This is a genomic window from Streptomyces sp. NPDC050504, from assembly GCF_044458065.1.
Lineage (GTDB): Bacteria > Actinomycetota > Actinomycetes > Streptomycetales > Streptomycetaceae > Streptomyces.
In genome coordinates this window covers 497,415-518,698 of record NZ_JBITHO010000002.1, presented here as the reverse complement: position 1 = coordinate 518,698, position 21,284 = coordinate 497,415, and the positions used below count along the sequence as shown (strand labels likewise).

The window sequence follows — 21,284 nt, the reverse complement described above, 5'->3', positions numbered from 1 at the left end:
TGTGCTGTGGGGGGAGGGGCCGTGCGGTGGGGAAGGGCCGTGCTGTGGGGAGGGGCGTGGCCGTGGGGGAGGGCGGGGGCGCGCGGGTCAGGGGGCCGTGCGCAGTGCCTCGCGCAGGTGGCCCCGGCTCGCGGCGAGGCGGCTCGCGGCCTCGGGCGCGTCCACCCCGCCCAGGAGCACCAGGATCGCGTTCTTCACCTCTCCGTCGGTCGCGGTCAGCGCCGCCTCGATCTCCGCGTCGGACGCGCCCGTGGCGAGCGCGACGATGCGCCGGGAGCGGGCGCGCAGCTTCTCGTTGGAGGCCCGCAGGTCGACCATCAGGTTCCCGTACGTCTTGCCGAGCCTGATCATCGTGACCGTCGAGATCATGTTGAGCACGAGCTTCTGCGCCGTGCCCGACTTCAGGCGGGTGGAGCCGGTCAGCAGCTCGGGTCCCACGACGACCTCGACGGGGTGCTCGGCCGCGGCGCCGAGCGCGCTGTCCGCGTTGCAGGACAGGCCGATGGTGAGGGCGCCGACGGCGCGGGCGTGCTCGACGGCGCCGACGGCGTAGGGGGTGCGGCCCGAAGCGGAGATGCCGATGACGGTGTCGTCGGCGGTGAGCTTCAGGGCGGTGAGGTCTTCGGCGGCCAACTCCTTGGAGTCCTCGGCGCCTTCGACGGCCCTGGTCATTGCGCCTGGGCCGCCCGCGATGAGTCCGACGACCTCGGCGGGGTCGGTGTTGAAGGTGGGCGGGCACTCGGACGCGTCCAGCACGCCCATCCGTCCCGCCGTGCCCGCGCCCGCGTAGACCAGCCGTCCGCCGCGCGCCATCCGGGCCGCGGTGGCGTCGATCGCGGCGGCGATGGCGGGCAGGCACGCGGCGACGGCCGCGGGCACGGTCGCGTCCTCGGCGTTCATCAGCCGGGCGATCTCGGCGGTCGGCAGCCGGTCGATCTCGGCCAGCTCGGGGCGGAACGCCTCGGTGGTGAGGGTGTCGAGCTGGGCGCGCAGCCCGGCGTAGGTGGGGTCGGTGGTGGACGTGACCTGGGCCTGTTCGGCGGCGGCCGGGTCGGTGGTGGTCATGTGACGCTGCTCTGCTTTCTGATCCTGGCTGCTGCGAGTGGGGGGTCTCAGTCAGCGGTACGGACGTGCGGGGCGGTTCAGCGGGTGCGGGGGCTGTGGCGGTGCGCGAGTGCTTCGTACGAGGAGGCCAGCGCGGGCGCCGCCGTGTCGTACGTGCGCTGCATGACGCCGACGAACAGGCAGTCCACGACGAGGAGTTGACTCGTGCGGGACGACATGGCGGCCGGGCGCAGCTCGCTCTCGCGGGCGGTGGAGGTGGTGAGCACGTGGTCGGCGTACTGCGAGACCGGGCCGTCGGGGCGGCCGGTGATCGCGACGGTGGTCGCGCCCCGGTCGAAGGCGACGCGCAGCGGTTCGATGGCGTCCCCGGTCGAGCCGGAGTGGGTGATGGCCAACGCCACGTCTCCGGAGCGGAGTTGGACGGCGTTGGTGACGGCGAGGTGCGGGTCGCTGTGGGCGTGCGCGACGAGGCCGATGCGCAGCAGCTTCTGGGCGAGGTCCTGGCCGACGAGGGCGGAGGCGCCGACGCCGTAGATGTCGACGCGGCGGGCCGCGGCGACGGCGGTGACGGCCGCGCCGAGCTGGACGGTGTCGAGCCCGGCTGCGGTGTCGGCGAGCGTCTGCTGTTCGTCGTACGCCAGCTTGGCGACGACGTCGGCTATGGGGTCGTCGAGCGCGATGTCGGCGGTGACCGCGGGCGCGCGGCCCGACTGCTGCTGGGCGGCGAGGCCGGCGAGGGCGAGGCGCAGGTCGCGGTAGCCGGGGTAGCCCAGGATGCGGGCGGTGCGCACGACGGTGGCCTCGCTGGTGCCGGTGAGTTCGGCGAGGCCGGTGACCGTGAGGGCCGCGCAGCCCGCGGGGTCGCCCGCCACGGCCTCGGCGACGCGCTGCATGGAGCGGGTCATGGAGGGGGCGAGGGTGCGGACCTTCGCGGCGAGGGCGGCGGGGGCGGGGACGGCGTGGGCGGCGGTGCCTCCCGGCTCGCTGAAAATTTCCTTCACTTTGTCGGTCACTATTGAAAGGTATTTTCAGAAAGGGCGGCGGGTCAACCCCTCCCGGGTCCCCGATCCCACCGGGACTGGTGGCCCCCGCCGCGCCGCGCGCGACAATGGCCCCATGAGCGACACGGATGCCAAGGGCACCTCGGACCCCCTGGAACAGGCGCTGCACCGCGCACGCGCGCTGGTCCTCGCCGACCTGACGGCGCGCGACGTGGCCCAGGCCGACGTCGTCTCGCTCGTCGAGGACGCGGTCACGCACCGGCGCTGGTGGGTGGAGCAGTGGCCGGAGGGCGTCGCGTACGTCACCGGGCTCGTCGCGCAGGACGTGCAGGACGCCCTTCTGGAGAAGTACGGCCGCTGGCCGCTGTGCCCGGTCTGCGACGCGGGCGGTCCGCACGCGCTGGAGGTCGAGCCGGAGCTGGGGGCCGATCCGCACTGGGTGTGCGCCAAGGCCGCGGTGATCGTCGCGCCGGTGGGCGGGCTGGGGCGGTGACGCGGTGACGCTCTACATCGATCCGCCGACGTGGCCCGGACACGGGCGGCTCTGGTCGCACCTGGTGAGCGACGCGTCCTTCGAGGAGCTGCACGCCTTCGCGGCGTCCATAGGGTGCCCGCCGGTCGCCTTCGAACGCGACCACTACGACGTGCCCGCGGCGCGGTACGGGGCGGCGGTGGCCGCGGGGGCGGTGGAGGTGGGCTCCAAGGAACTCGTACGGCGCCTCACCGAGGCGGGGCTGCGGCGCAGGAAGTTCGCGTAGCGGGCGGGGCGTAGCGGGCGGGGCGGGGCGGGGCGGGCGCCGCGCCGCGCCCCGCCGAACGGGGCGCGGCCGCGCCGGACGGCCCCGGTCAGGCCCTCCGTACCGCGAACCACTGCTCCGCCCCGTACTCCTCGAACCGCTCCACCTCCACGAACCCCAGCTTCTCCGCCAGCCGCACCGCCCGGCCGTTCGCGCTCTGCGTGGTGAGCACCACCGGCTCCCCGGGCAGCGCCCCCGCCACCCAGTCGAGCGCCCCGGCGCACGCCTCCGACGCGTACCCCCGCCCCCACGCCTCCGGCAGGAGCAGGTACCCCAGCTCGACCTCGTCCCCCTCCGGGCGGACACGCCCCCTGCGCTCCTTCCCGCGCCGGTCGAGCGTGATCACGCCGACCATCTCCCCGTCCAGCTCCACCACGAACAGGCCGAAGCGCTGCCCCGGCACCCGGGGCATCGCACGGTCCAGCTCCTCGCGCGGCCGCGCGCCGCCGACGTACGTCCCCACCTCGGGAGACGAGAACAGCTCGACGAACGCCGTACGGTCCCGGGCCTCCGACGCACGGAGCACGAGCCGTTCGGTGCGTATCGGGGCGGGCGGCCAGGTCGCTGTCACCGCTTCGTGATCAGTCATGGCGGGGAATCTAGCCGAGGCCCCGGGGCGCCCGCGCAACACAACGTTCACGTACCGGCCACCCTGTCCGGGAATGTGTCCCCGCTCCTGTCCTGTTGAACCGTTCATGCCCGCTCCAGCCCCCGTCGACCGCGCAGGTCACCGCACCCCCATGCCCCTCGCCGTGTACATCCTCGGCCTCTCCGTCTTCGCGCTCGGCACGAGCGAGTTCATGCTCTCCGGCCTCCTGCCGCCCATCGCGGACGACATGGACGTCTCCATCCCGCAGGCCGGCCTCCTCATCTCCGCCTTCGCGATCGGCATGGTCATCGGCGCCCCGCTGCTCGCCGCCGCCACCCTCCGCCTGCCGCGCAAGGCGACCCTCATCGCGCTGATCACCGCGTTCGGCCTCGGCCAGGTCGCGGGCGCGCTCGCCCCCTCGTACGAGGTCCTCTTCGCCTCCCGCATCGTGAGCGCCCTCGCCTGCGCGGGCTTCTGGGCGGTCGGCGCGTCCGTCGCCGTCGCGATGGTCCCGGTCAACCAGCGCGCCCGCGCCATGGCCGTGATGATCGGCGGCCTCTCCATCGCGAACGTGCTCGGCGTCCCCGCGGGCGCCTTCCTCGGCGAGCACCTCGGCTGGCGCTCCGCGTTCTGGGCGGTCGGCGCGGCCTCCGCGGTCGCGCTCGTCGGCATCGTCACGAAGATCCCGAGCATCCCGCTGCCCGCCGAGCAGCCGCAGCTGCGCCGCGAACTGTCGATCTACCGCGACGGGCAGGTCTGGCTCGCCGTCGCGGTCACCGCGCTCGCGGGCGGCGCGGTGTTCTGCGCGTTCTCGTACCTCTCCCCGCTGCTCACCGACGTCTCCGGCCTCCCCGAGAGCTGGGTGCCGTCCGTGCTCGCGCTCTTCGGCCTCGGCGCGCTGATCGGCGCGACGGTCGGCGGGCGGGTCGCGGACGGGCGGCTGTTCCCCGTGATGGTCGGCGGGATCACCGCGACGACCGTCTTCCTCGCGGCGCTCGCGCTCTTCGCCGAGTCCCCGGTCGCGGCGATCGTGCTGTCGTTCCTGATCGGGGTGTCGTCGTTCTTCACCGCGCCCGCGCTGAACGCGCGGATGTTCAACGTGGCGAGCGCGGCGCCGACGCTCGCGGGGGCGACGGCGACGTCCGCGTTCAACTCGGGCAACACCGTCGGGCCGTGGCTCGGCGGGCGCGTCATCGACGCGGACCTCGGCTACCCGGCGACCGCGTGGGCGGGGGCCGGGATGGCGGTGGTCGCGCTGGCGTGCGTGGCGCTCGCGGTGCGGGTGCACCGGCGGGGCGGAGGGTCGCGGGTGGTGGCCTCCGCGGGGGCGGGCGCGCCCGCCGAGGTGCCGGTGGGCAGCTGATCGGACGGGGGCCTCGTGGCGGGCCCGCCCGGAGTGGCCGGGCCCGCCCGGGGTTCGTGGGCACGTCGCGCGCGTGCCCGATCGCTCGGGCGGTTCCCCCGTGCCCCTGAAGGGGCGCCCGTACCCCTGAAGGGGCGCTCCTGCGCGGGAGCACCCCGCGGTGCCCGTCCTACGGCGCGGGCAGCTCGAACAGGTACTGGTCCTCCCGGTCGCCGACCGGCCCCGCGCCGCCCACCTGCCGGAACCCCGCCCGCTTCAGCACGTTCTGCGAAGCGGTGTTCGGGACGTCCGTCGTCGCGAACACGACCCGCACCCCCTCCTGGGCGAACGCCCACGCGCACAGCGCGCGTACCGCCTCCGTCGCGTAGCCCTTGCCGCGCGCCGCCTCCGCCAGGTCGTAGCCGATCTCCGCGCGGCCCTCCACGGGCGGCCCGTGGAAGCCGATGCCGCCGATCGCCCGCCCGTCCTCGACGCGGACGATGGTGTACGCGGCCCAGCCGGGCGTGTGCCGCCCCTCGGTGATCGCCGCGGCGATCCGGCCCGCGACGAAGCGGCTCCCCTCGTACGGTCCCCCCGGCACCCAGTCCCAGCCCCCGCTGCCGCCGCCGTGCAGATCGGTCGCGGAGTCGAGGGTGAGTTCGTCGAGCCGCACCACGCCGTTGCCTATGGAGTCAGCGCTTGCCGCATCGGTGCTTACCGCGTCGGTGCTCACTGCGTCGCTGCTCACTGCGTCAGTCTTGGTCACGCCCGGATTATGGGCCGATCAGCGCGAGTTCGGTAGCGAGATTGTGCCGGGCCGCCGCCTCCCAGTGCGCCGCCCCGTACGGCGTGCGGAACAGCCTCGGCAGTGCGAGCAGCTGCCGCAGCACGTCCGCGCGCCCCGCGCGGAACGCCCCGTCGGGGACGAAGCCGTACTCCTCGCGCACGGCGGCGGCGTACGCGGCATACCCCTCGGGGGAACCCGCGAGCACCGCGAGGTCCGCGTCGCACAGCACCTCGCCGTTCGTGTCGCCGGGCGCGGGGTCGTGGGTGACGGTGAGGCGGACGAGGCGCGCGACCTCCGCCGTGCCCGCCAGGTCGAGACCCGCCTCGGGCAGGGCGCGCTCGGCCAGCGCGGCGGACCGCTCCTCGTTCTCGGAGCGGTCGGGGCGGTAGACCGCGTCGTGGAACCAGGCCGCGAGGCGGACCAGTTCGGGCCCGGCCGCGTGCCCGGCGAGCGTGTCGACGCGGTCGAGGACCGCCTCCAGGTGGGCGGTCGTGTGATAGCGCCGCTGCGGTTCGGCCCAGCGGGCGAGGAGGTTGTCGGCGTAGCGGTACGGGTCGGCGGGGCCCGTGTCGCCCGCGCTGTCCGCAGGCGCCTGAGCTCCCGCCGCCGTCAGCGCGGCGACCCAGCGCTCCCGGAGATCGGTCATGGCCGGAGCCTAGCCCGGCGGGGGCCTCCCCTCATCTATTGCATACCCCTAGGGGGTATGTTAACTTCCCCTCCCGTAAGTACCCCCCAGGGGTATGTAGAACGGAAGGGCGGGGTCATGTCGAACGTTCCCAACCCCCGGCGGTGGTGGGCCCTCGCGGTCCTCGCCACCGCCCAGTTCATGGTGATCATGGACACCTCGATCATCGGGGTCGCGCTCCCCGAGATGCAGAAGGACCTCGGCTTCTCGCAGGGCGAGCTGCAATGGGTCTTCAACGCCTACGTCATCGCCTTCGGCGGCCTGCTCCTCCTCGGCGGCAGGCTCTCCGACCTCCTCGGCGCCCGTAAGGTCTTCGTCGCAGGCTGGACCGTGCTGATCGCCGGATCGGTCGTCGCCGCGGCGGCGCAGAGCGCGCTCGTGGAGATCGTCGGACGCGGCGTGCAGGGCGTCGGCGGGGCGCTGATCGCACCCGCCGCGATGACCCTGCTGATGATGCTCTTCGGGCACGACCCCAAGGAGCTGGGCAGGGCGATGGCGCTGTACGGCGCGGCCGCCCCGGCCGGCGGCACCGCGGGCGTCTTCCTCGGCGGCGTCTTCACCGAGTGGCTGAGCTGGCCCTGGGTCTTCATCGTCTACGTGCCGATCGGCCTCGCGACCCTCGCCGCGACCAAGCTGCTCCCGGCGGTCGAGGGCAGGCGCGGCGGCGTGGACGTCCTCGGCGCGATCGCCGTCACCGCGGGTCTCGCGCTCAGCGTCTTCGCGGTCGTCCGCGCCCCCGAGGTCGGCTGGTCCGCCACCGGCACCGTCCTCCAACTGCTCGGCGCCGCCGCCCTGCTGGGGCTCTTCCTGCTCATCCAGAAGAACGCGGACGAGCCGCTGATGCCGCTGAAGGTCTGGCGCGTCCCGCGCCTGGGCTCCGCGAACCTCGCGATGGCGCTGCTCGGCGCCGCGTGGATCCCGATGTGGTACTTCCTCAACCTCTACCTCCAGCAGGTCCTCGGCTACGGCGCCTTCGCCTCCGGCGCGGCCCTGCTGCCCATGACCGGTCTGCTGATGGTCTTCATGACGGCCGTCACCGCCCGGCTCCTCGGCCGCTTCGGCGCCAAGAACCTCATCGGGGCGGGGCTGCTGGTCCTCGCGCTCGGTCTGCTGTGGCTCTCGGCCGTCGAGCCCACCGGCTCCTTCCTCGTCGACGTGCTGCCCGCCTCGCTGGTCGCCGCGCTCGGCATGTCCCTGGCCTACATCCCGGCGATGATGGCCGCCATGTCCGGCGCCCCGCAGGAGCAGGCGGGCCTCGCGTCCGGCATCGTCAACACCACCTACCAGGTCGGCTCGGCGCTCGGCCTCGCCGCCCTCACCGCCCTCGCCACCTCGCGGGGCGCGGGCGAGCTGGGCGACCTGCCCGCCCTCACCGACGGGTTCTCCTCGGCGTTCCTCGGCGCCGCGGCCGTCGCGGCGGCGGCCGGACTCTTCACGCTGCTGGTGATGCGCGGAGAGAAGGCGGCGGCGGGCGGGGCCAAGCACGAGGAACTGGTGTGAGCTGCGCGGCCGCCTGCCGGGCGGTCGCCCGGCACGGCACGGTCGAGATCGCCGAAGTGGCGCTGGTGCGGCGGGTGTTCGGGGTCTGTCTGCGGCTGACCGTACGGCTCAGCGCGGGCTGAACCACGCCTCGGCCAGCGCGTCCAGGTTCGGCTCGGGCGGGGCGGGCAGTTCGCGGAGGTACCAGGGCAGGCTGCTGTAGACGTGCAGCAGGGTGTACGCCAGGACCTCGCGCGGCGCGAACTGCCCGCCGTACGCCTTGGAGAACCGCGCCAGCAGGCCCGGTTCGGCGCGGGTCACGAAGACCCCGACCCCGACGAAGTCGTACGCCGGGTCGCCGACCATCGCGGGCTCGAAGTCGAAGAGCCCGGTGAGGCGGCCCGCCGCGACGTCGACGGTGAGGTGCTGGCGCATGAACTCGGTGTGCAGCAGGGCGGGTCGGGGCAGCACGGGCAGCGCGACGGAGTCCAGGAACTCCGGTATCTGCTCCAGCCAGCGCTCGTCGAGCCCGCGCGAACGCTGCCGCTCGACGGCGCCCGCGCGCTGCCCCGCGAGGAACGCCGCCCAGTCGCCTGGGCCCAGCCGGTCCGCGAGCGGCGCCGGGTCCAGCGCGTGCAGCGCGGCCAGCGTCTCGCCGGCCTCCTCGACGACCCGGTGCCGGTTCGCCTCGGAGAGGCGCGGCCAGGCGGGGGCCAGGTCCTCGCCCTTGAGGCGGTCCATCAGGACGTACCGCCAGCCGTTCTCGTACGCCCCCGTCGCGTGCACGCGCGGGGTCGGCACGGGCAGCCTGCCCGCGAGGTGTTCCAGGACCAGTGCCTCCCGCACCCCGTCGGCGGCGGACGCGGCGGGGAACAGCTTCAGGACGAGCGCGTCGCCCACCGCGTAGACGGGCTGGGAGCCCTCGGCGAAGCGGACCAGGTCGGCGCCGGGCAGCCCGAGCCTGCGGCACAGGTCCTCGGCGCCGGGCCGCATGACCGTCTCGTTCGGGACGATCGCGTCCCACTCCTGATCGGTCTCCACGCGGGGCAGCATGCGGCGGACGGTAGGCGGAGGGCGGTCCGCTCGGCAACGGGTTTTGCGGGGTGCGGGGTGCGGGGTGTGGGGGCCTTGTTGGGGTCCCGTTGCCTCGGGGGCGCCGTCTTTTTGCGCAGTTCCCCGCGCCCCTAGGGGGATGGGGTGATCCGGTCAAGGGTTGGTTGCCCAAGGGGCCGGGGGCGCTCCAGGGTGCACTCCTCAGATCACGAGCCGGAACCGTTTCCAGTCCTGGGTAACCCCGGTCTTGGCTCGTGCTCCTGCGGGGAGCACCCTTCCGACCCCCACCCCGGGGTACCCATTACGCCCTCGGTGTGATCGGGCCCCGTCAGGGGCGCGGGGAACTGCGTGAGAGTGGGGCACGCGCGCAACGTACCCACGCGCCCCGGGCCCTCCCGCGCAAGCGGTGCGCGCCGCCCGGCAGCAGGAAGCCCCGTCGTCCGGAGGTGGCGCGTGAGATGCCCATTTCGGCGGCCACGTGAGTGGCAGGGCGACCGGCACGCATCCGTTCCACGAGCAGTCGCCTGCCATGAACGGTCAGCCGGGCGTTACGGAGGTCTTCGCCAACAACGCTCGTGACCAATGCTCCTAGGGCCTGGCGCTAACGTGTTCGCGGGCTTGGTCGACCCACCCCGACACGGCCTGGGCGCCACAGCTTTCAGCGACCGACTGGGCCTCGTCGAGGTGGCGGACCGCCGTCGACGGGTCGCCGGTCTCGGCCGCGAGGTAGGCCAGCGCCACCAGGCCGGCCGCTTCCCCCGGCCTGAAGCCGATCTCCCGGCGCAGCGCCACCGATTCGGTCAACCGCTCGCGCGCCTGGTCGAAGCGGCCCGCGTCCCTGTCGGTGAAGCCCAGGTGGCGAACCGCGTACGACATCGTCATCCGGTCGTCGACGGACGTCGCCAGCGCGTACGACCGCTCGAAGTACGGCCTGCCGGTGGCGCCGTCGCCCTTGACCACCTGGTGCCAGCAGCCGATCCAGAACAACGCGTCCGCCTCGCCCGACGCGTTGCCCAACCGCCCGTACAGCTCGGCCGCGCGCTCGAACAGCACCAGTTCCTCGCTGTTCTCCTCGCGGTCGTTCAGGAAGCGGACGTGCAGCACCTTGCCCCGCGCCATGCAGAGCGGCGCCTCGACCGCGCTCAGCACGTCGTCGGACCGGTCCAGCGCGGTCGTGTCCCCGCCGAACATCGCCGCTTCGAACAGCTCTCCCGCGCGTTCGATCCAGTCCTGTCCCCGCATGTCCCTACCCCTCCCGTTGAACGATGGCAGCGCCGAGGCTATCTCTGCGTCCTGATGGGAGGAGGGGTTTGAGCGGCCGCCAACTTCTCCCTGAGAGGGCTGCTTTGGGCGGGCGAGCCCAGCCGTCCGCGGCTTTCGCAGCAGGCCCTAGCCCTGCTTCGCGTCCGATATGAAGGCAGTCCAAGCGGCGGGGCTGATCTCCAGGCGGCCCGCGCCGTGGTCCTTGGTGTCGCGCACCAGGATTCGCGGCATGTTGTCCGCAACCTCTACGCACGCATCGTTCTCGTTCCCGCTGTAAGTGGACTTCCGATAGCTGGGCTTCTCGTTCACTCGAACCTCTTCAGTGCTTCACGGATCAGGTCTGCGGACTGCCTGGCGCTCAGCGCGTCCTCTGCGAGCCGATCATAGACTCGCTGGTATCTCATGACTTGGGCGATCTCCTCGACGTACGAGCCTGTTGAGTAGCCCTCCATGTAGGCCGAGCGGCTGTTGTCGGGGAACGTCAGCAGCGTGAGCGAGCCGGCTACTGAGGCAGCACTGAGCGGGAGCACTCGTACCTTGATGTTGGGTTCCTGCTGAGGACGCTCCAGTAGCTGCTCCAACTGCCCTCGTACAGCCCCAGGGTTCCCCATGTCGCTCCGTAGAACCGCCTCGGAGACGATGGCGGTCATCCACGGCGGCTCGGGCTGCGCCCAGACCCGTCGTGACCGGTCCATTCGGCCTTCGACGTATCGCTGTACGTCACGGCTGTCTCCCGCCTGCCCGGCCAACACCAGCACGCCCGCGTACTCCGGTGTCTGCAGCAGGCCGGGAACGATCGGCCCGAAGGCGCTGATCATGCGGGCCATCGGCAGACGGCTCACGAAGGTCTTGGCGTAGTCCTTGACACCCTCTTGGTTCAGGATCTTCACCAGATTCCTGATGGTCCCGTGCTGAAGGCCCAGGACCCGTTCGAGGTCGCTCGCAAGGCTCAGGTCGGGTGGGTCGTCGCCCGTCTCCACTCCGGAAATGCGGGTCTGGCTCGTGAGGGCGCGCTCGGCCAGGAATTCCTGGGTCCAGGTTTCCTCTTCCTGCCCCTTGTTCCGGGCGTCAGCCCTTCTCTTCAGGCGCGCATCTTGGATCAGGCTTCCGATGTACTGCTCAAGATTCTCGCCGGGGTCCGGCTCCTTCAGCCTTGGCATATGCCGTTCACCTCGATCACGCTCCGGTACTCAGCCACTAGTGATCGTAGCTCTCCGGAGTCAATCTGGTTTCCAGATAGGCGAGTTCATGCGAGCACGGCGAGAGGAGTGGCGCCAATCATGAGCATCACAACCACGACCAGGACCACCCGCGTGTTCTGCGCCGAGGTGGTCGCCGTGGGGCCCGTGGACGGCGGGACGGTTCGGGTTGTGCTCGGGTCTTTTCGGAGTTCGTACGTGGGCTTGGTGGTCAGGTGGCTGGTTGTTCAGGCGCATCGTGTGGCGGACGGGCTTGATCCTGCTCCTGATGTTCGGTGGGTTCGTCCTGGGCATCGGGGTGTGCTGGTGTCGTCGCCGGTGTGGGACCGGTTGCCGAGTGCTCCGGGTGCGTTGCGTGCCTGGTGTGGGGACCGGGTGGGGCGGCGGGTGGTGTGCGGGCGGCTCCGGGAGGGGCTGCCGGTGGTGGTCGAGGTCGCGGACCACACGGGGGCGTACGCGTTGCGGGTGGTGCCGGTACGGGTGCGGCGTACCGGTCGTGCGCTCGCCGATGCGGGGCGCATTCCGTGAGGCACGCGCGTACCGCCCTGGTCATGGTCGCCGTGTTCGCCGCGTGGGCGGTGGTCGGGTGGCTGCTCGCCGTGCCCCTCGCCCGTCCCTGAATCAATTCCTCATCACGCAAGGAAGAATCTTCTGTGGCTCAGTGCTGTGCTCTGCTCGTGGCGTCCGCGCTGGCGGAGAGCGCCGTTGAATTGGCGGGAGGCGGCGACGCTTCCGAGGACGTACTGCCTTGTTTCACCTGCGAGTTGGGCGACAAACATGCGGGTGCCGATCACGCGGCGCTCGTGCTGTTCCTGCCCGGACCCTCGGGGCGCGCGGTGTGGGTGCGCTGGCAGCGGTTCGATCCCCGGTTGTCGGTCGTGGACCCCTGTGTGGGGGAGGAATCGGGCGGTGACGTCTGCCTGTTGTTCGCTGGGCATCCCGGAGGCCATCTGTGGCCCGAGGACATCGACCCCGTACGTGACGGTCGTGGTCTTCCGTAGCCCCGCGAACGGTTTCCGCTCCCTGCCGTACGCACGGAGCCCTACGCCCGCCCGGCCGCGCCCCGTGGATCCCCCGCCCGGTACCGGCCCGGTGTCGTGCCGAACTCGCGGGTGAACGCGTGGGAGAACGCGTACGGGCTGCCGTAGCCGACGTGGCGGGCGATCGTCGCGAGGGTGTCCTGCGTGTCGCGGAGCCGTCCCGCCGCGAGGCTCATGCGCCACCACGTGAGGTACGCCATCGGCGACCGGCCCACCCGCGCGCCGAAGCGCCGGGTGAGCGTGGGGCGGGAGACGCCTGCGGCGGCCGCCAGCCGGTCGGCGCTCCAGGCCGCCGCCGGGTCCGCGTGCAGCGCGCGCAGCGCCGCCGCGGTCACCGGGTCGTTCAGGGCGCCGGGCCAGGTGCCCGCGTCGGCCCCGGCCACCCACGCCCTGACCATGTACACGAGCAGCAGGTCGAGCAGGCTCGGCAGCGCCACCCCCGCACCCGGCCGCCGCGCGTCCAGCTCGCCGCTCAACAGGTCTACGGCGGCGCGGAGTTCGGGGTGTCCTTCCGGGTCGTACGGGAAGTGCGCGACCGTGGGGAGTTCGGCGAGGAGGGGGTGGGCCCGGGTGCGGTCCAGGCGGTACTTCCCGCACAGCATCAGGGTGCCGGTGCCGTCGGTGTTCTCGGGGTCCGGGGTGCCCCTTCCTGCCCACCGCTCGAACGGTGCCGCCCGCCGTGCCTGCGCCGCGTCGCGCGGCGCGTCGGCCATGACGTGGCCCGTCCCGTGCGGCAGCAGCACCGCGTCGCCCGCGCCCAGGGCGACGGGCTCGCCGCCGTCGGGCAGCAGCCAGCAGCGGCCCGCGAGGACGACGTGGAAGCCCGCCCCCTCGTACGGCGCCAGCCGGGTGCACCAACTCCCCGCCACCCGTACGCGGTCGGACGACGGGCGTCCGAGGCGTACGGCCGAGATCGCGTCGCTGACCACGTCCATGGGACGGAGCCTAGCGGGAGTGAACCGATCGCGTATTCCGGTGAGTCGGTCGGGTATCGATCGGCTCACACCGTCTCCGTACCGTCGTACGCATGACGAACGAGAGCGTGCAGAAGACCGTCCTGGGGGACGTCGAGGTCATCAGGGTCGTCGAGTGGCAGGGTCCCTTCGGGCCGGCCGCCGACATCGTGCCGGGGGCGGGCGAGGAGGTGTGGCGGGAGAACGAGGCGCTGCTCGCGCCCGACCACTGGGACCCCGCGAGCGGTCTCGCGGTGATGGCGCTCCAGAGCTGGGTGCTGCGCAGCGGCGGGCGGACCGTGCTGATCGACACCGGGGTCGGGAACGGCCGCGAACGGCCCGAGTCCCCGCAGTTCCACCACTGGCGGGGGGACTTCCCCGGCGGCCTCGCGCGGGCCGGGATCCGGCCCGAGGACGTGGACGTGGTGGTCAACACGCACGTCCACGCGGACCACGTGGGCTGGAACACCAGGGAGGGCGGCGCGCCCGGTGAGTGGGTGCCCACCTTCCCCAACGCCCAGTACCTCGTTCCCGCCGCCGACGACGCCCACTTCGGGAAGGCGGGCGGGGAGGACCGGCTGGTGTACGCGGACAGCGTCGCGCCCGTGCACCGGGCGGGGCAGGCCGTCCTGTGGGACGGCCACCACCGGATCGACGAGAACCTCGTACTGGAGTCCGCGCCCGGCCACACCCCCGGGTCGTCGGTGCTGCGACTGGCGTCGGGCGGGGAGCGGGCGGTGTTCGTGGGGGACGTGCTGCACAGCCCCGTGCAGGTGCTGCGGCCCGACTGCAACAGCTGCTTCTGCCTCGCGCCCGCGGAGGCGGCGGCGACGCGGCGGCGGGTGCTGGGGAGGGCGGCGGATGAGCGGGAGCTGGTGGTTCCCGCGCACTTCGGCGGGACGGGGATCGCGGAAGTGCGGAGGGCGGGGGCGGGGTTCGCGCTGGGGGAGTGGCGGGGTGCCGACGGGGACGGCGGTGCGCCCGAGCTTCACTGACAGGAGCGGTGCGCCCGAGCTTCACTGACAGGAGGTGTCAGGGGACCTGCGGACAGTGGTGGCATGATCCCCAGCCACCACTCCCGCCGGGCCGAGCGGCTGCTCGTGCCCGCCGCCTTCGCCACCGCTCTCGGCAACAACGTCCAGCTCATCGTCGGTGCGCTGCTCATGATCAGGGAGCAGCACACCATGATGGCCGTCGGCTGGCTCTTCATCGCCGTCGCCGGGCCGCAGGCGCTGCTGTCGCCCTTCTTCGGACGGCTGGCCGACCGTTTCGACCGGCGAGCCCTGTGGATCGGCTGCGACGCCATCAGTGCGGCGCTGGCCCTCGCGCTGCCGCTGTGGCTGGTCTGCGGCGGCGCGACGGGGCCCGGCATCTACGGCGCCAACCTGGCGCTCGCCGTGGTCGGCGCGCTGTTCTTCCCGGCGAGTGCCGCGCTGATCAAGGAACGGGTCCCGGCGGACCGGCTGCGGCGGTTCAACGCCCGCTACGAGATGGGCACCCAGGCGGGGATGCTGCTGTCGGCCACGGTCGGCGGACTGGCCGTGCAGGCGTTCGGCGCCGTGCCGCTGCTGGTGTTCAACGCCGGGACGTTCGTCGTCTCCGCGCTCTGCGTCGTCGCGGTGGGGCGCCGCCCGGAGCGGGCGCCGAAGGCGGCCGCCGCCACCGGCGGGCCGGTGCCGACGGCGGGTCCGCGCGAGCCGCTGCGGATGCACCGCTTCATCCTGCTCTACGCCCAGGGGAGCGTGGTCGTCACGGTGTTCAACGCGCTGCTGCCCGTCGCCGTCATCGGCGAACTCCGGCTGGGAACGGCGACGTTCGGCATCGTGGACGCCCTCGGTTCCCTCGGCTTCCTGGCGGCCACGGGCGCGTACCGGATCGTCAGCAGGCGCACTCCCGACCTGCGCATCGCCGTCGTGGGCTTCCTGCTGTGCAACGTTGGCCTCGTGCTCCAGTCCCAGTTCGGGATCGTCGGCTTCCTCGTCGGGGTGCCGCTGGGCGCGTTCTGCTTCGGACAGGCCAGGATCGCCTCCAGGAACGTGCTGATGGCCTCGGCCGACGAGGCTTCGGTGGGCAGGGTCTTCGGGCTGGCGAACGGCGGCGGGCTCGCGGCCACGGTCGGGGTGATGCTCCTGGTCGCGACGGTCACCGACCACAGCGACACGCGCTACGGCTTCGGGGTGCTCGCCGCCCTCGGGCTGCTGGCGACCCTGTCCGCCGCGCTGCTGCTGAGGTCGCCGTCCCTGGCCCGTGCCGGGGAGTCCACCGGTCGTGCCGGGGAGTCCGCCGACCGGTACCGGTCGAGTACGGCCGCCGCCCTCTCCGCGAGCGCGCGGCGCAGTTCCCCGGGTGCGAGCACCTCGATGTCGGGGCCCAGTGACAGCAGTACGGGAACCGCCAGTTCGACCGACTCAAGCGGCACCGTCGCCGGTACCCAGCCGTCCGGCCCCGGCGGTCCCGCCGAGTCCTCGACGGCGCGCACCAGTGCCGCGTCCAGGCGGTCGGGCAGCGCGGACAGCAGCGCGGGAGAGATCCGGACGGAGGCCTGAAGCCGCAGCCTGCGGGCGTCGTAGGCGGCGAGGTAGTCCCGCCAGTGGGCGGCCAGGTCGAACTCATCGGGGCGCTCGAAGACGGCCTCCCCGACGTCCAGGCGGAGGATCGACGACACCCGGTACGTCCGCACCGCGCCGTCCACCGCCGCCACGAGGTACCAGACGCCCGCCTTGAGGACCAGGCCGTAGGGGTCCAGTTCCCGCTCGACCTCCTGCGGCCTGGCCCAGCGCCGGTAACGCACCCGGATGCGCCGCTGGTTCCACACCGCGTCGGCGAGCGCGACGAGGTCGGGCGGGGAGTCCTGTTCCCGGTACCAGCCGAGGGCGTCGAGGTGGAACCGCTCGCGGATCCGCCCCGCCCGGTCCCGCAGCGGCGCGGGCAGCGCCGCGGTCAGCTTCAGCTGCGCCGCCGCCAGCACCTCGCCCAGCCCCAGGTCGTCCGCCGCGCCCGGCAGCCCGGCCAGGAACAGGGACTCCGCCTCGTCGGCGTGCAGTCCGGTGAGCCGGGTCCGGTAGCCGTCGAGCAGCTGGTACCCGCCGCCGTGCCCGGCGTCCCCGTAGACGGGGATGCCCGCGCTGTTCAGCGAGTCGATGTCCCGGTAGACCGTCCGGACCGAGACGTCCAGCTCCTCGGCGAGCTCACCGGCCGTCAGCCTGCCCCGGTTCTGGAGCAGGAGGACGAGGGAGATCAACCGGGGCGCGCGCACCGACCGATCGTTCCAGGGCGGGGCCGGGCCGGGCAACGGACATACGGACGGACGTGCAGACGGACATGCGGACGGACATGCGGGGCGCGGGATACGGCATCCGGGGCGCGACGGGCCCCGGGAGCCACGACGCCCCAGGAGTCACGGGCCCCGGGAGCCACGCGCCCCAGGGCCCCGTACCCCGCCCCCGTGCCCCGTCCTATCCGTCGAGCGCCGCGCGCCACTCCCGTACCGCGTCCGCGTCCACCGGCGCCGCCCAGCCCCCCGGCCGCGCCGCTCCGCCGATGTGGAAGCCGGTCACCCCGCCCGCGCGCAGCGCGGGCACGTGCTCCAGGCGGAGCCCTCCGCCCACGAGGATCCGCGCCTCGTACCCCGGATCCCCCTGCCGCGCCGCCTCCGTGAGCAGCGTGGACAGGCCCTCGTCCACGCCCCCGGCGGCGCCCGCCGTGAGGTAGGTGTCGAGCCCCGGCAGGTCCGCGAGCTGCTTGCGGGCCGAGTCCCGGTCCGCGGCGCGGTCGATCGCGCGGTGGAAGGTCCACACGCACCCGTCCAGCTCGGCGACCAGGCGCTCGACGGCCACGAGGTCCGGGTTCCCGGCCTCGTCGAGGAAGCCGAGGACGAATTCCCGCGCGCCCTCGGCGCGCAGCTCGCGCGCCCGCGCGACCAGGACATCGATGTCGCCCGCGGCGAACCCGTCCGCGACCCTGAGCATCACGCGCAGCGGGACGTCCACGGCTTCCCGGATCCGCCCGAAGGTCTCGCGGGACGGCGTCAGCCCGTCCGCGGCCATGTCGGTGACCAGTTCAAGCCGGTCCGCTCCTCCGGCCTGCGCGGCGATCGCGTCCTGGGGGTCGAGGGCGATCACCTCCAGGACTGCGCGCTCGCTCATGGTCGCCATCTCTCCTCGGGGGGACGTGGGGGTACGTGGGGATACGTGAAGGCCACAAAGGTCTAGTCCAATGGCCAGCCTAATGGGCGTGCACCGTAAAGGCAGCCGTACGGACCTTCCCCTCGTGCTGGAAGTCCAGGAACAGACGGTACGTACCCGGGCTGGGGGCCGTCGCGCCGAAGGCCACCTCGGGCCCCGGACCTCCGTCGTTCGGGTGGACGTGAAGATACGCCAGGTCACCGGAGCGCAGTGCGACCAGATGCCCGTACGCCCCCAGGTATGGCTGGAGGTCGCTCACCGGCCTGCCGCCCTTCGAGACCGTCAGCCGCAGCGTCGAGGGCTTCCCGGGCCGCAGCGGGTCGCCGCCGAGCCGCACCTCGTACCCGTCGACCCGGGCGGTCGGCGCGGGGGCGGGCGGTGCGGCGGGGGCGTACGCGCCGGAGACCGCGAGGTCCGCGCCGAGCGTCACGTTCTCCTTGCCCGCGCCCGAGGGCGTGAAGTCGGCGAACGCGCGGTAACCGCCAGCCTTCGGCAGCGTCACCGGCACCGACCAGGTCCCGTCGGCGGCCCGTACGGGGTGCAGGTGGCGGTACTCCGTCAGATCGCGCGACGCGACGATCAGGTGCAGTTCCTTGCCGTGCTCCTTCTCGTACGCGGTGACCGCGCGGCCGCTGCCGTCCCGGATCGAGAACGCGATCTCCGTACGGGATCCGGCGGCGAACGTCGGCGTCCTCAGCGCGAAGGTGTAGCCCTTGTCGGAGACCTGGAGGCCACCGGGGGTCCCGTCGGCGGCCGGCGTCCCGGCGCCCTCCTCCGTGCCGTGCCCCGCATGTCCGTCCGCGGCGGACTCCTTCTCCTTGCCGTGCTCCGCCGCGTGCCGCGGCTTCTCCTCCTTCGCGACCACGGGGTCCGCGGCGGTGCCCACCCCGTACGCGGTGCCGAAGGTGGCGGCGAGCGCGGCGGCGAAAGCGGCGATCTTCACGCCTGTGTTCATGACGACTCTCCTCGTACGGGGGTGCCGGACGCGGCGCCCGAGCGGCTCCGCTGCACTCGAAGATACCCCCAGGGGGTATTAAGTCAAGCCCGGGGCCGCCCTTGCGTCGGATAGGGGAGGGGGGTATACATGAGTCATCGCAGAGATACCCCCCTAGGGTATTTCGAAGTCCACCCCCGAGAGACCACGAGGAGAGCGGCACGCCATGAGCGCCACCACAGCAACCGATGCCCAGGTCGAACTCGCGATCGGCGGCATGACCTGCGCCTCCTGCGCGGCCCGCATCGAGAAGAAGCTCAACAAGCTGGACGGCGTCGAGGCGACCGTCAACTACGCCACAGAGAAGGCCAAGGTCACCTACCGGGGCGGGGACGTCTCCGTACAGGACCTGATCGCCACCGTCGAGGCGACCGGCTACACCGCGCAGGAGCCCGCCCGGGACCGTACGGAGGGCGCCGCCGACGCCCCCGGGGACGAGCGGGCCGACGACGAGCTGCGGCCCCTGCGGCAGCGGCTGGTCACCGCCGTGCTGCTCTCCGTGCCGGTCATCGCGATGGCGATGGTGCCCGCGCTCCAGATCGAGTACTGGCAGTGGCTCTCGCTCACGCTCGCCGCCCCGGTCGTCACGTACGCCGCCTGGCCCTTCCACCGCGCCGCCTGGACCAACGCCAGGCACGGCGCCGCGACGATGGACACGCTGATCTCGGTCGGCACGTCGGCCGCGTTCCTCTGGTCGCTGTGGGCGCTGTTCTTCGGCACCGCCGGAACGCCCGGCATGACCCACCCCTTCGAACTGACGATCTCCCGCAGCGACGGCGCGGGGAACATCTACCTGGAGGCCGCCGCCGGAGTCACCGCCTTCATCCTCGCCGGGCGCTACTTCGAGGCCCGCTCCAAGAGGAAGGCGGGCGCCGCGCTCAAGGCGCTGCTCGAACTGGGCGCGAAGGAGGTGACGGTGCTGCGGGGCGGGCGCGAGGTCCTGATCCCGACCGCCGAACTCCAGGTCGGGGACCGCTTCCTGGTCCGCCCCGGCGAGAAGATCGCCACCGACGGCACGGTGGTCGAGGGCTCGTCGGCCGTGGACGCGTCCATGCTGACCGGCGAGTCCGTGCCGGTCGAGGTCTCCGCGGGCGACTCCGTCACCGGCGCGACGCTCAACGCGGGCGGCCGGCTCGTCGTCGAGGCGACCCGGGTCGGCGCCGACACCCAGCTCTCCCGCATGGCCAGGCTCGTCGAGGACGCGCAGAACGGCAAGGCGGCGGCGCAGCGGCTCGCGGACCGGATCTCGGCGGTGTTCGTACCGGTCGTGATCGCGCTGGCGCTCGGCACGCTGGGCTTCTGGCTCGGCAACGGGGCCGGTCTGACCGCCGCGTTCACGGCCGCCGTCGCCGTACTGATCATCGCCTGCCCCTGCGCCCTGGGCCTCGCCACGCCGACCGCGCTCATGGTCGGTACGGGGCGCGGCGCCCAGCTCGGCATCCTGATCAAGGGACCCGAGGTCCTGGAGACCACCCGCCGCGTCGACACGATCGTCCTGGACAAGACCGGCACCGTCACCACCGGAAAGATGACGCTGCTCGACGTGCACGTCGCCGACAACGCCACCGAGGACGAGGTGCTGCGGCTGGCGGGCGCGCTGGAGCACGCCTCCGAGCACCCCATCGCACAGGCCGTCGCCGCGGGCGCCGCCGAGAAGGTCGGGACGCTGCCCGCCCCCGAGGACTTCGCGAACGTCGCGGGGCTCGGCGTGCAGGGCGTCGTGGACGGGCACGCGGTGCTGGTGGGCCGCGAGCGGCTGCTCGCGGAGTGGGCGATCGGACTCCCGGTCGGGCTGGAGCGCGCCAAGGCGGAGGCCGAGGCGGCGGGCCGCACGGCGATCGCGGTCGCCTGGGACGGCGAGGCGCGGGCGGTGCTCGTGGTCGCGGACGCGGTGAAGGACACCAGCGCGGAGGCGATCCGGCGGCTGCGGGGCCTCGGACTGACCCCCATCCTGCTGACCGGCGACAACAAGGCGGTGGCGGACGCGGTCGCGGCGGAGGTCGGGATCGACGAGGTGATCGCCGAGGTCATGCCCGAGGACAAGGTGTCCGTGGTCAAGCGCCTCCAGGCCGAGGGCCGTTCGGTCGCGATGGTCGGCGACGGCGTCAACGACGCGGCGGCCCTGGCCCAGGCCGACCTGGGGCTCGCGATGGGCACGGGCACGGACGCGGCGATCGAGGCGGGCGACTTGACGCTGGTACGGGGCGACCTGCGCGCCGCGGCCGACGCGATCCGCCTGTCGCGGCGCACGCTCGGCACGATCCGCTCGAACCTCTTCTGGGCCTTCGCCTACAACGTCGGCGCGCTGCCGCTGGCCGCGGCGGGGCTGCTGAACCCGATGATCGCGGGCGCGGCGATGGCCTTCTCCTCGGTCTTCGTGGTCGGCAACAGCCTGCGGCTGCGCGGCTTCAAGGCGGCGGCGTGAGCGGCGGGGCGGGCGCCACGGGCACACGGAAGGCGGACGTCGCCCGGCGGCTGAAGCGGATCGAGGGGCAGGTGCGGGGCCTCCAGCGGATGGTCGACGAGGACACGTACTGCATCGACGTCCTGACCCAGATCTCCGCGACGGGCGCGGCCCTGCGGGCGACGGCGCTGGCCCTGCTGGACGACCACCTCAACTGCTGCGTGCGGGAGGCGCTTTCGGAGGGCGGGGAGGGGGCGCAGGAAAAGGTGGAGGAGGCGAGCCGCGCGATCGCCCGCCTGGTGCGGGCGTAGGGGGCGGGGACGGTTCGGGGCCCCGGGGTGAGCATCACCCCGGGGCCCTCCGCGTGCGCGGGGCGGGGTTCCCCGCGCCCCTGAGTCGCCTGTGCTGGACGGCCTCGTTCAGGCGGACCACCTAGGGGCGCGGGGAAC

Annotated in this window: 23 protein-coding genes and 1 pseudogene; 11 read left to right on the top strand and 13 right to left on the bottom strand. The window is 73.1% G+C overall.

Annotation, left to right across the window (positions count from 1 at the left end; translation table 11 throughout):
* Nucleotides 1-87: 87 nt before the first annotated feature.
* Together murQ and ACIBNE_RS08140 are read right to left on the bottom strand one after the other, a co-directional pair.
* Nucleotides 88-1,065, bottom strand: a complete 978-nt coding sequence (murQ, locus tag ACIBNE_RS08145) for an N-acetylmuramic acid 6-phosphate etherase (RefSeq protein ID WP_399270630.1) — start codon at nt 1,063-1,065, stop codon at nt 88-90.
* A 77-nt stretch (nt 1,066-1,142) separates the two neighbouring features.
* A complete protein-coding gene (locus ACIBNE_RS08140) occupies nt 1,143-2,078 on the bottom strand; it encodes a MurR/RpiR family transcriptional regulator (RefSeq protein WP_399270628.1) in 936 nt (311 codons plus the stop codon).
* Between the two features lie 103 nt (nt 2,079-2,181).
* Here ACIBNE_RS08140 and ACIBNE_RS08135 point away from each other — a divergent pair, with 103 nt between their 5' ends.
* Nucleotides 2,182-2,559: a hypothetical protein gene (locus ACIBNE_RS08135; RefSeq protein WP_399270626.1), complete on the top strand. Its 378-nt coding sequence runs from the start codon at nt 2,182-2,184 to the stop codon at nt 2,557-2,559.
* A 4-nt stretch (nt 2,560-2,563) separates the two neighbouring features.
* A complete protein-coding gene (locus ACIBNE_RS08130; RefSeq protein WP_399270625.1) occupies nt 2,564-2,824 on the top strand; it encodes a DUF4031 domain-containing protein in 261 nt (86 codons plus the stop codon).
* A gap of 88 nt (nt 2,825-2,912) precedes the next feature.
* Here the strand turns inward: ACIBNE_RS08130 and ACIBNE_RS08125 are convergent, their stop codons facing one another.
* Entirely contained in the window at nt 2,913-3,452 is a 540-nt protein-coding gene (locus ACIBNE_RS08125; RefSeq protein ID WP_399270623.1) for a GNAT family N-acetyltransferase, read from the bottom strand.
* A 151-nt stretch (nt 3,453-3,603) separates the two neighbouring features.
* Here ACIBNE_RS08125 and ACIBNE_RS08120 point away from each other — a divergent pair, with 151 nt between their 5' ends.
* Nucleotides 3,604-4,815 carry a Cmx/CmrA family chloramphenicol efflux MFS transporter gene (locus tag ACIBNE_RS08120; RefSeq protein ID WP_399270622.1) on the top strand — a complete coding sequence of 404 codons (1,212 nt, stop codon included), beginning with the start codon at nt 3,604-3,606 and terminating at the stop codon, nt 4,813-4,815.
* Between the two features lie 169 nt (nt 4,816-4,984).
* On the opposite strand, the gene ACIBNE_RS08115 is transcribed toward ACIBNE_RS08120, so the two are convergent.
* A complete protein-coding gene (locus tag ACIBNE_RS08115; RefSeq protein ID WP_399270621.1) occupies nt 4,985-5,560 on the bottom strand; it encodes a GNAT family N-acetyltransferase in 576 nt (191 codons plus the stop codon).
* 7 nt (nt 5,561-5,567) lie between these two features.
* Nucleotides 5,568-6,227: a hypothetical protein gene (locus ACIBNE_RS08110; protein WP_399270620.1), complete on the bottom strand. Its 660-nt coding sequence runs from the start codon at nt 6,225-6,227 to the stop codon at nt 5,568-5,570.
* A 117-nt stretch (nt 6,228-6,344) separates the two neighbouring features.
* Here ACIBNE_RS08110 and ACIBNE_RS08105 point away from each other — a divergent pair, with 117 nt between their 5' ends.
* Together ACIBNE_RS08105 and ACIBNE_RS08100 are read left to right on the top strand one after the other, a co-directional pair.
* A complete protein-coding gene (locus ACIBNE_RS08105) occupies nt 6,345-7,766 on the top strand; it encodes an MFS transporter (RefSeq protein ID WP_399270619.1) in 1,422 nt (473 codons plus the stop codon).
* On the top strand, nt 7,763-7,888 hold the full coding sequence (locus ACIBNE_RS08100; RefSeq protein ID WP_399270618.1) for a hypothetical protein: 126 nt from the start codon (nt 7,763-7,765) through the stop codon (nt 7,886-7,888). The genes ACIBNE_RS08105 and ACIBNE_RS08100 overlap by 4 nt, the downstream gene beginning before the upstream one ends.
* Here the strand turns inward: ACIBNE_RS08100 and ACIBNE_RS08095 are convergent.
* From ACIBNE_RS08095 to ACIBNE_RS08080, 4 genes are all read right to left on the bottom strand, one after another.
* Nucleotides 7,875-8,798 carry a phosphotransferase family protein gene (locus ACIBNE_RS08095; RefSeq protein WP_399270617.1) on the bottom strand — a complete coding sequence of 308 codons (924 nt, stop codon included), beginning with the start codon at nt 8,796-8,798 and terminating at the stop codon, nt 7,875-7,877. The two genes, ACIBNE_RS08100 and ACIBNE_RS08095, sit on opposite strands and share 14 nt — an antisense overlap.
* A gap of 588 nt (nt 8,799-9,386) precedes the next feature.
* Nucleotides 9,387-10,040, bottom strand: a complete 654-nt coding sequence (locus ACIBNE_RS08090; protein WP_399270616.1) for a tetratricopeptide repeat protein — start codon at nt 10,038-10,040, stop codon at nt 9,387-9,389.
* Between the two features lie 147 nt (nt 10,041-10,187).
* Nucleotides 10,188-10,370 carry a DUF397 domain-containing protein gene (locus tag ACIBNE_RS08085; RefSeq protein ID WP_399270615.1) on the bottom strand — a complete coding sequence of 61 codons (183 nt, stop codon included), beginning with the start codon at nt 10,368-10,370 and terminating at the stop codon, nt 10,188-10,190.
* Nucleotides 10,367-11,221 (bottom strand): Scr1 family TA system antitoxin-like transcriptional regulator, encoded by an 855-nt coding sequence (locus tag ACIBNE_RS08080; RefSeq protein WP_399270614.1) that lies wholly within the window; start codon nt 11,219-11,221, stop codon nt 10,367-10,369. The genes ACIBNE_RS08085 and ACIBNE_RS08080 overlap by 4 nt, the downstream gene beginning before the upstream one ends.
* 120 nt (nt 11,222-11,341) lie before the next feature.
* On the opposite strand from ACIBNE_RS08080, the gene ACIBNE_RS08075 reads away from it, so the two are divergent.
* Together ACIBNE_RS08075 and ACIBNE_RS08070 are read left to right on the top strand one after the other, a co-directional pair.
* Nucleotides 11,342-11,788, top strand: coding sequence for a hypothetical protein (locus ACIBNE_RS08075; protein ID WP_399270613.1), 447 nt, complete (start codon nt 11,342-11,344; stop codon nt 11,786-11,788).
* Nucleotides 11,789-11,937: 149 nt separating this feature from the next.
* Nucleotides 11,938-12,261 (top strand): hypothetical protein, encoded by a 324-nt coding sequence (locus ACIBNE_RS08070; protein ID WP_399270612.1) that lies wholly within the window; start codon nt 11,938-11,940, stop codon nt 12,259-12,261.
* Nucleotides 12,262-12,302: 41 nt separating this feature from the next.
* Here ACIBNE_RS08070 and ACIBNE_RS08065 read toward each other — a convergent pair whose 3' ends face one another.
* Nucleotides 12,303-13,235 carry an AraC family transcriptional regulator gene (locus tag ACIBNE_RS08065; protein ID WP_399270611.1) on the bottom strand — a complete coding sequence of 311 codons (933 nt, stop codon included), beginning with the start codon at nt 13,233-13,235 and terminating at the stop codon, nt 12,303-12,305.
* A gap of 92 nt (nt 13,236-13,327) precedes the next feature.
* Here ACIBNE_RS08065 and ACIBNE_RS08060 point away from each other — a divergent pair, with 92 nt between their 5' ends.
* Together ACIBNE_RS08060 and ACIBNE_RS08055 are read left to right on the top strand one after the other, a co-directional pair.
* Nucleotides 13,328-14,248: an MBL fold metallo-hydrolase gene (locus tag ACIBNE_RS08060; protein WP_399270610.1), complete on the top strand. Its 921-nt coding sequence runs from the start codon at nt 13,328-13,330 to the stop codon at nt 14,246-14,248.
* Nucleotides 14,249-14,311: 63 nt separating this feature from the next.
* Nucleotides 14,312-15,337 (top strand): annotated as a pseudogene (locus tag ACIBNE_RS08055) (MFS transporter); the annotation flags it as partial.
* Between the two features lie 80 nt (nt 15,338-15,417).
* Here the strand turns inward: ACIBNE_RS08055 and ACIBNE_RS08050 are convergent.
* From ACIBNE_RS08050 to ACIBNE_RS08040, 3 genes are all read right to left on the bottom strand, one after another.
* Nucleotides 15,418-16,509 (bottom strand): helix-turn-helix transcriptional regulator, encoded by a 1,092-nt coding sequence (locus tag ACIBNE_RS08050; RefSeq protein WP_399270609.1) that lies wholly within the window; start codon nt 16,507-16,509, stop codon nt 15,418-15,420.
* A gap of 199 nt (nt 16,510-16,708) precedes the next feature.
* A complete protein-coding gene (locus tag ACIBNE_RS08045; protein WP_399270608.1) occupies nt 16,709-17,398 on the bottom strand; it encodes a copper homeostasis protein CutC in 690 nt (229 codons plus the stop codon).
* 79 nt (nt 17,399-17,477) lie between these two features.
* Nucleotides 17,478-18,392, bottom strand: coding sequence for a hypothetical protein (locus ACIBNE_RS08040; protein ID WP_399270607.1), 915 nt, complete (start codon nt 18,390-18,392; stop codon nt 17,478-17,480).
* A 205-nt stretch (nt 18,393-18,597) separates the two neighbouring features.
* On the opposite strand from ACIBNE_RS08040, the gene ACIBNE_RS08035 reads away from it, so the two are divergent.
* Nucleotides 18,598-20,856 (top strand): heavy metal translocating P-type ATPase, encoded by a 2,259-nt coding sequence (locus ACIBNE_RS08035; RefSeq protein ID WP_399270606.1) that lies wholly within the window; start codon nt 18,598-18,600, stop codon nt 20,854-20,856.
* A complete protein-coding gene (locus tag ACIBNE_RS08030) occupies nt 20,853-21,146 on the top strand; it encodes a metal-sensitive transcriptional regulator (protein ID WP_399270605.1) in 294 nt (97 codons plus the stop codon). The genes ACIBNE_RS08035 and ACIBNE_RS08030 overlap by 4 nt, the downstream gene beginning before the upstream one ends.
* The last annotated feature ends 138 nt before the right edge of the window (nt 21,147-21,284 follow it).

Excerpts from the sequence above, each read along its gene's own strand:
- ACIBNE_RS08035 (WP_399270606.1), top strand. The coding sequence starts at position 18,598 with ATGAGCGCCACCACAGCAACCGATGCCCAGGTCGAACTCGCGATCGGC.
- ACIBNE_RS08105 (WP_399270619.1), top strand. The coding sequence starts at position 6,345 with ATGTCGAACGTTCCCAACCCCCGGCGGTGGTGGGCCCTCGCGGTCCTC.
- ACIBNE_RS08125 (WP_399270623.1), bottom strand. The coding sequence starts at position 3,452 with ATGACTGATCACGAAGCGGTGACAGCGACCTGGCCGCCCGCCCCGATA.
- ACIBNE_RS08095 (WP_399270617.1), bottom strand. The coding sequence starts at position 8,798 with ATGCTGCCCCGCGTGGAGACCGATCAGGAGTGGGACGCGATCGTCCCG.
- ACIBNE_RS08045 (WP_399270608.1), bottom strand. The coding sequence starts at position 17,398 with ATGAGCGAGCGCGCAGTCCTGGAGGTGATCGCCCTCGACCCCCAGGAC.
- ACIBNE_RS08120 (WP_399270622.1), top strand. The coding sequence starts at position 3,604 with ATGCCCCTCGCCGTGTACATCCTCGGCCTCTCCGTCTTCGCGCTCGGC.
- ACIBNE_RS08060 (WP_399270610.1), top strand. The coding sequence starts at position 13,328 with ATGACGAACGAGAGCGTGCAGAAGACCGTCCTGGGGGACGTCGAGGTC.
- ACIBNE_RS08135 (WP_399270626.1), top strand. The coding sequence starts at position 2,182 with ATGAGCGACACGGATGCCAAGGGCACCTCGGACCCCCTGGAACAGGCG.
- ACIBNE_RS08080 (WP_399270614.1), bottom strand. The coding sequence starts at position 11,221 with ATGCCAAGGCTGAAGGAGCCGGACCCCGGCGAGAATCTTGAGCAGTAC.
- ACIBNE_RS08090 (WP_399270616.1), bottom strand. The coding sequence starts at position 10,040 with ATGCGGGGACAGGACTGGATCGAACGCGCGGGAGAGCTGTTCGAAGCG.
- murQ (WP_399270630.1), bottom strand. The coding sequence starts at position 1,065 with ATGACCACCACCGACCCGGCCGCCGCCGAACAGGCCCAGGTCACGTCC.
- ACIBNE_RS08065 (WP_399270611.1), bottom strand. The coding sequence starts at position 13,235 with ATGGACGTGGTCAGCGACGCGATCTCGGCCGTACGCCTCGGACGCCCG.
- ACIBNE_RS08040 (WP_399270607.1), bottom strand. The coding sequence starts at position 18,392 with ATGAACACAGGCGTGAAGATCGCCGCTTTCGCCGCCGCGCTCGCCGCC.
- ACIBNE_RS08075 (WP_399270613.1), top strand. The coding sequence starts at position 11,342 with ATGAGCATCACAACCACGACCAGGACCACCCGCGTGTTCTGCGCCGAG.
- ACIBNE_RS08110 (WP_399270620.1), bottom strand. The coding sequence starts at position 6,227 with ATGACCGATCTCCGGGAGCGCTGGGTCGCCGCGCTGACGGCGGCGGGA.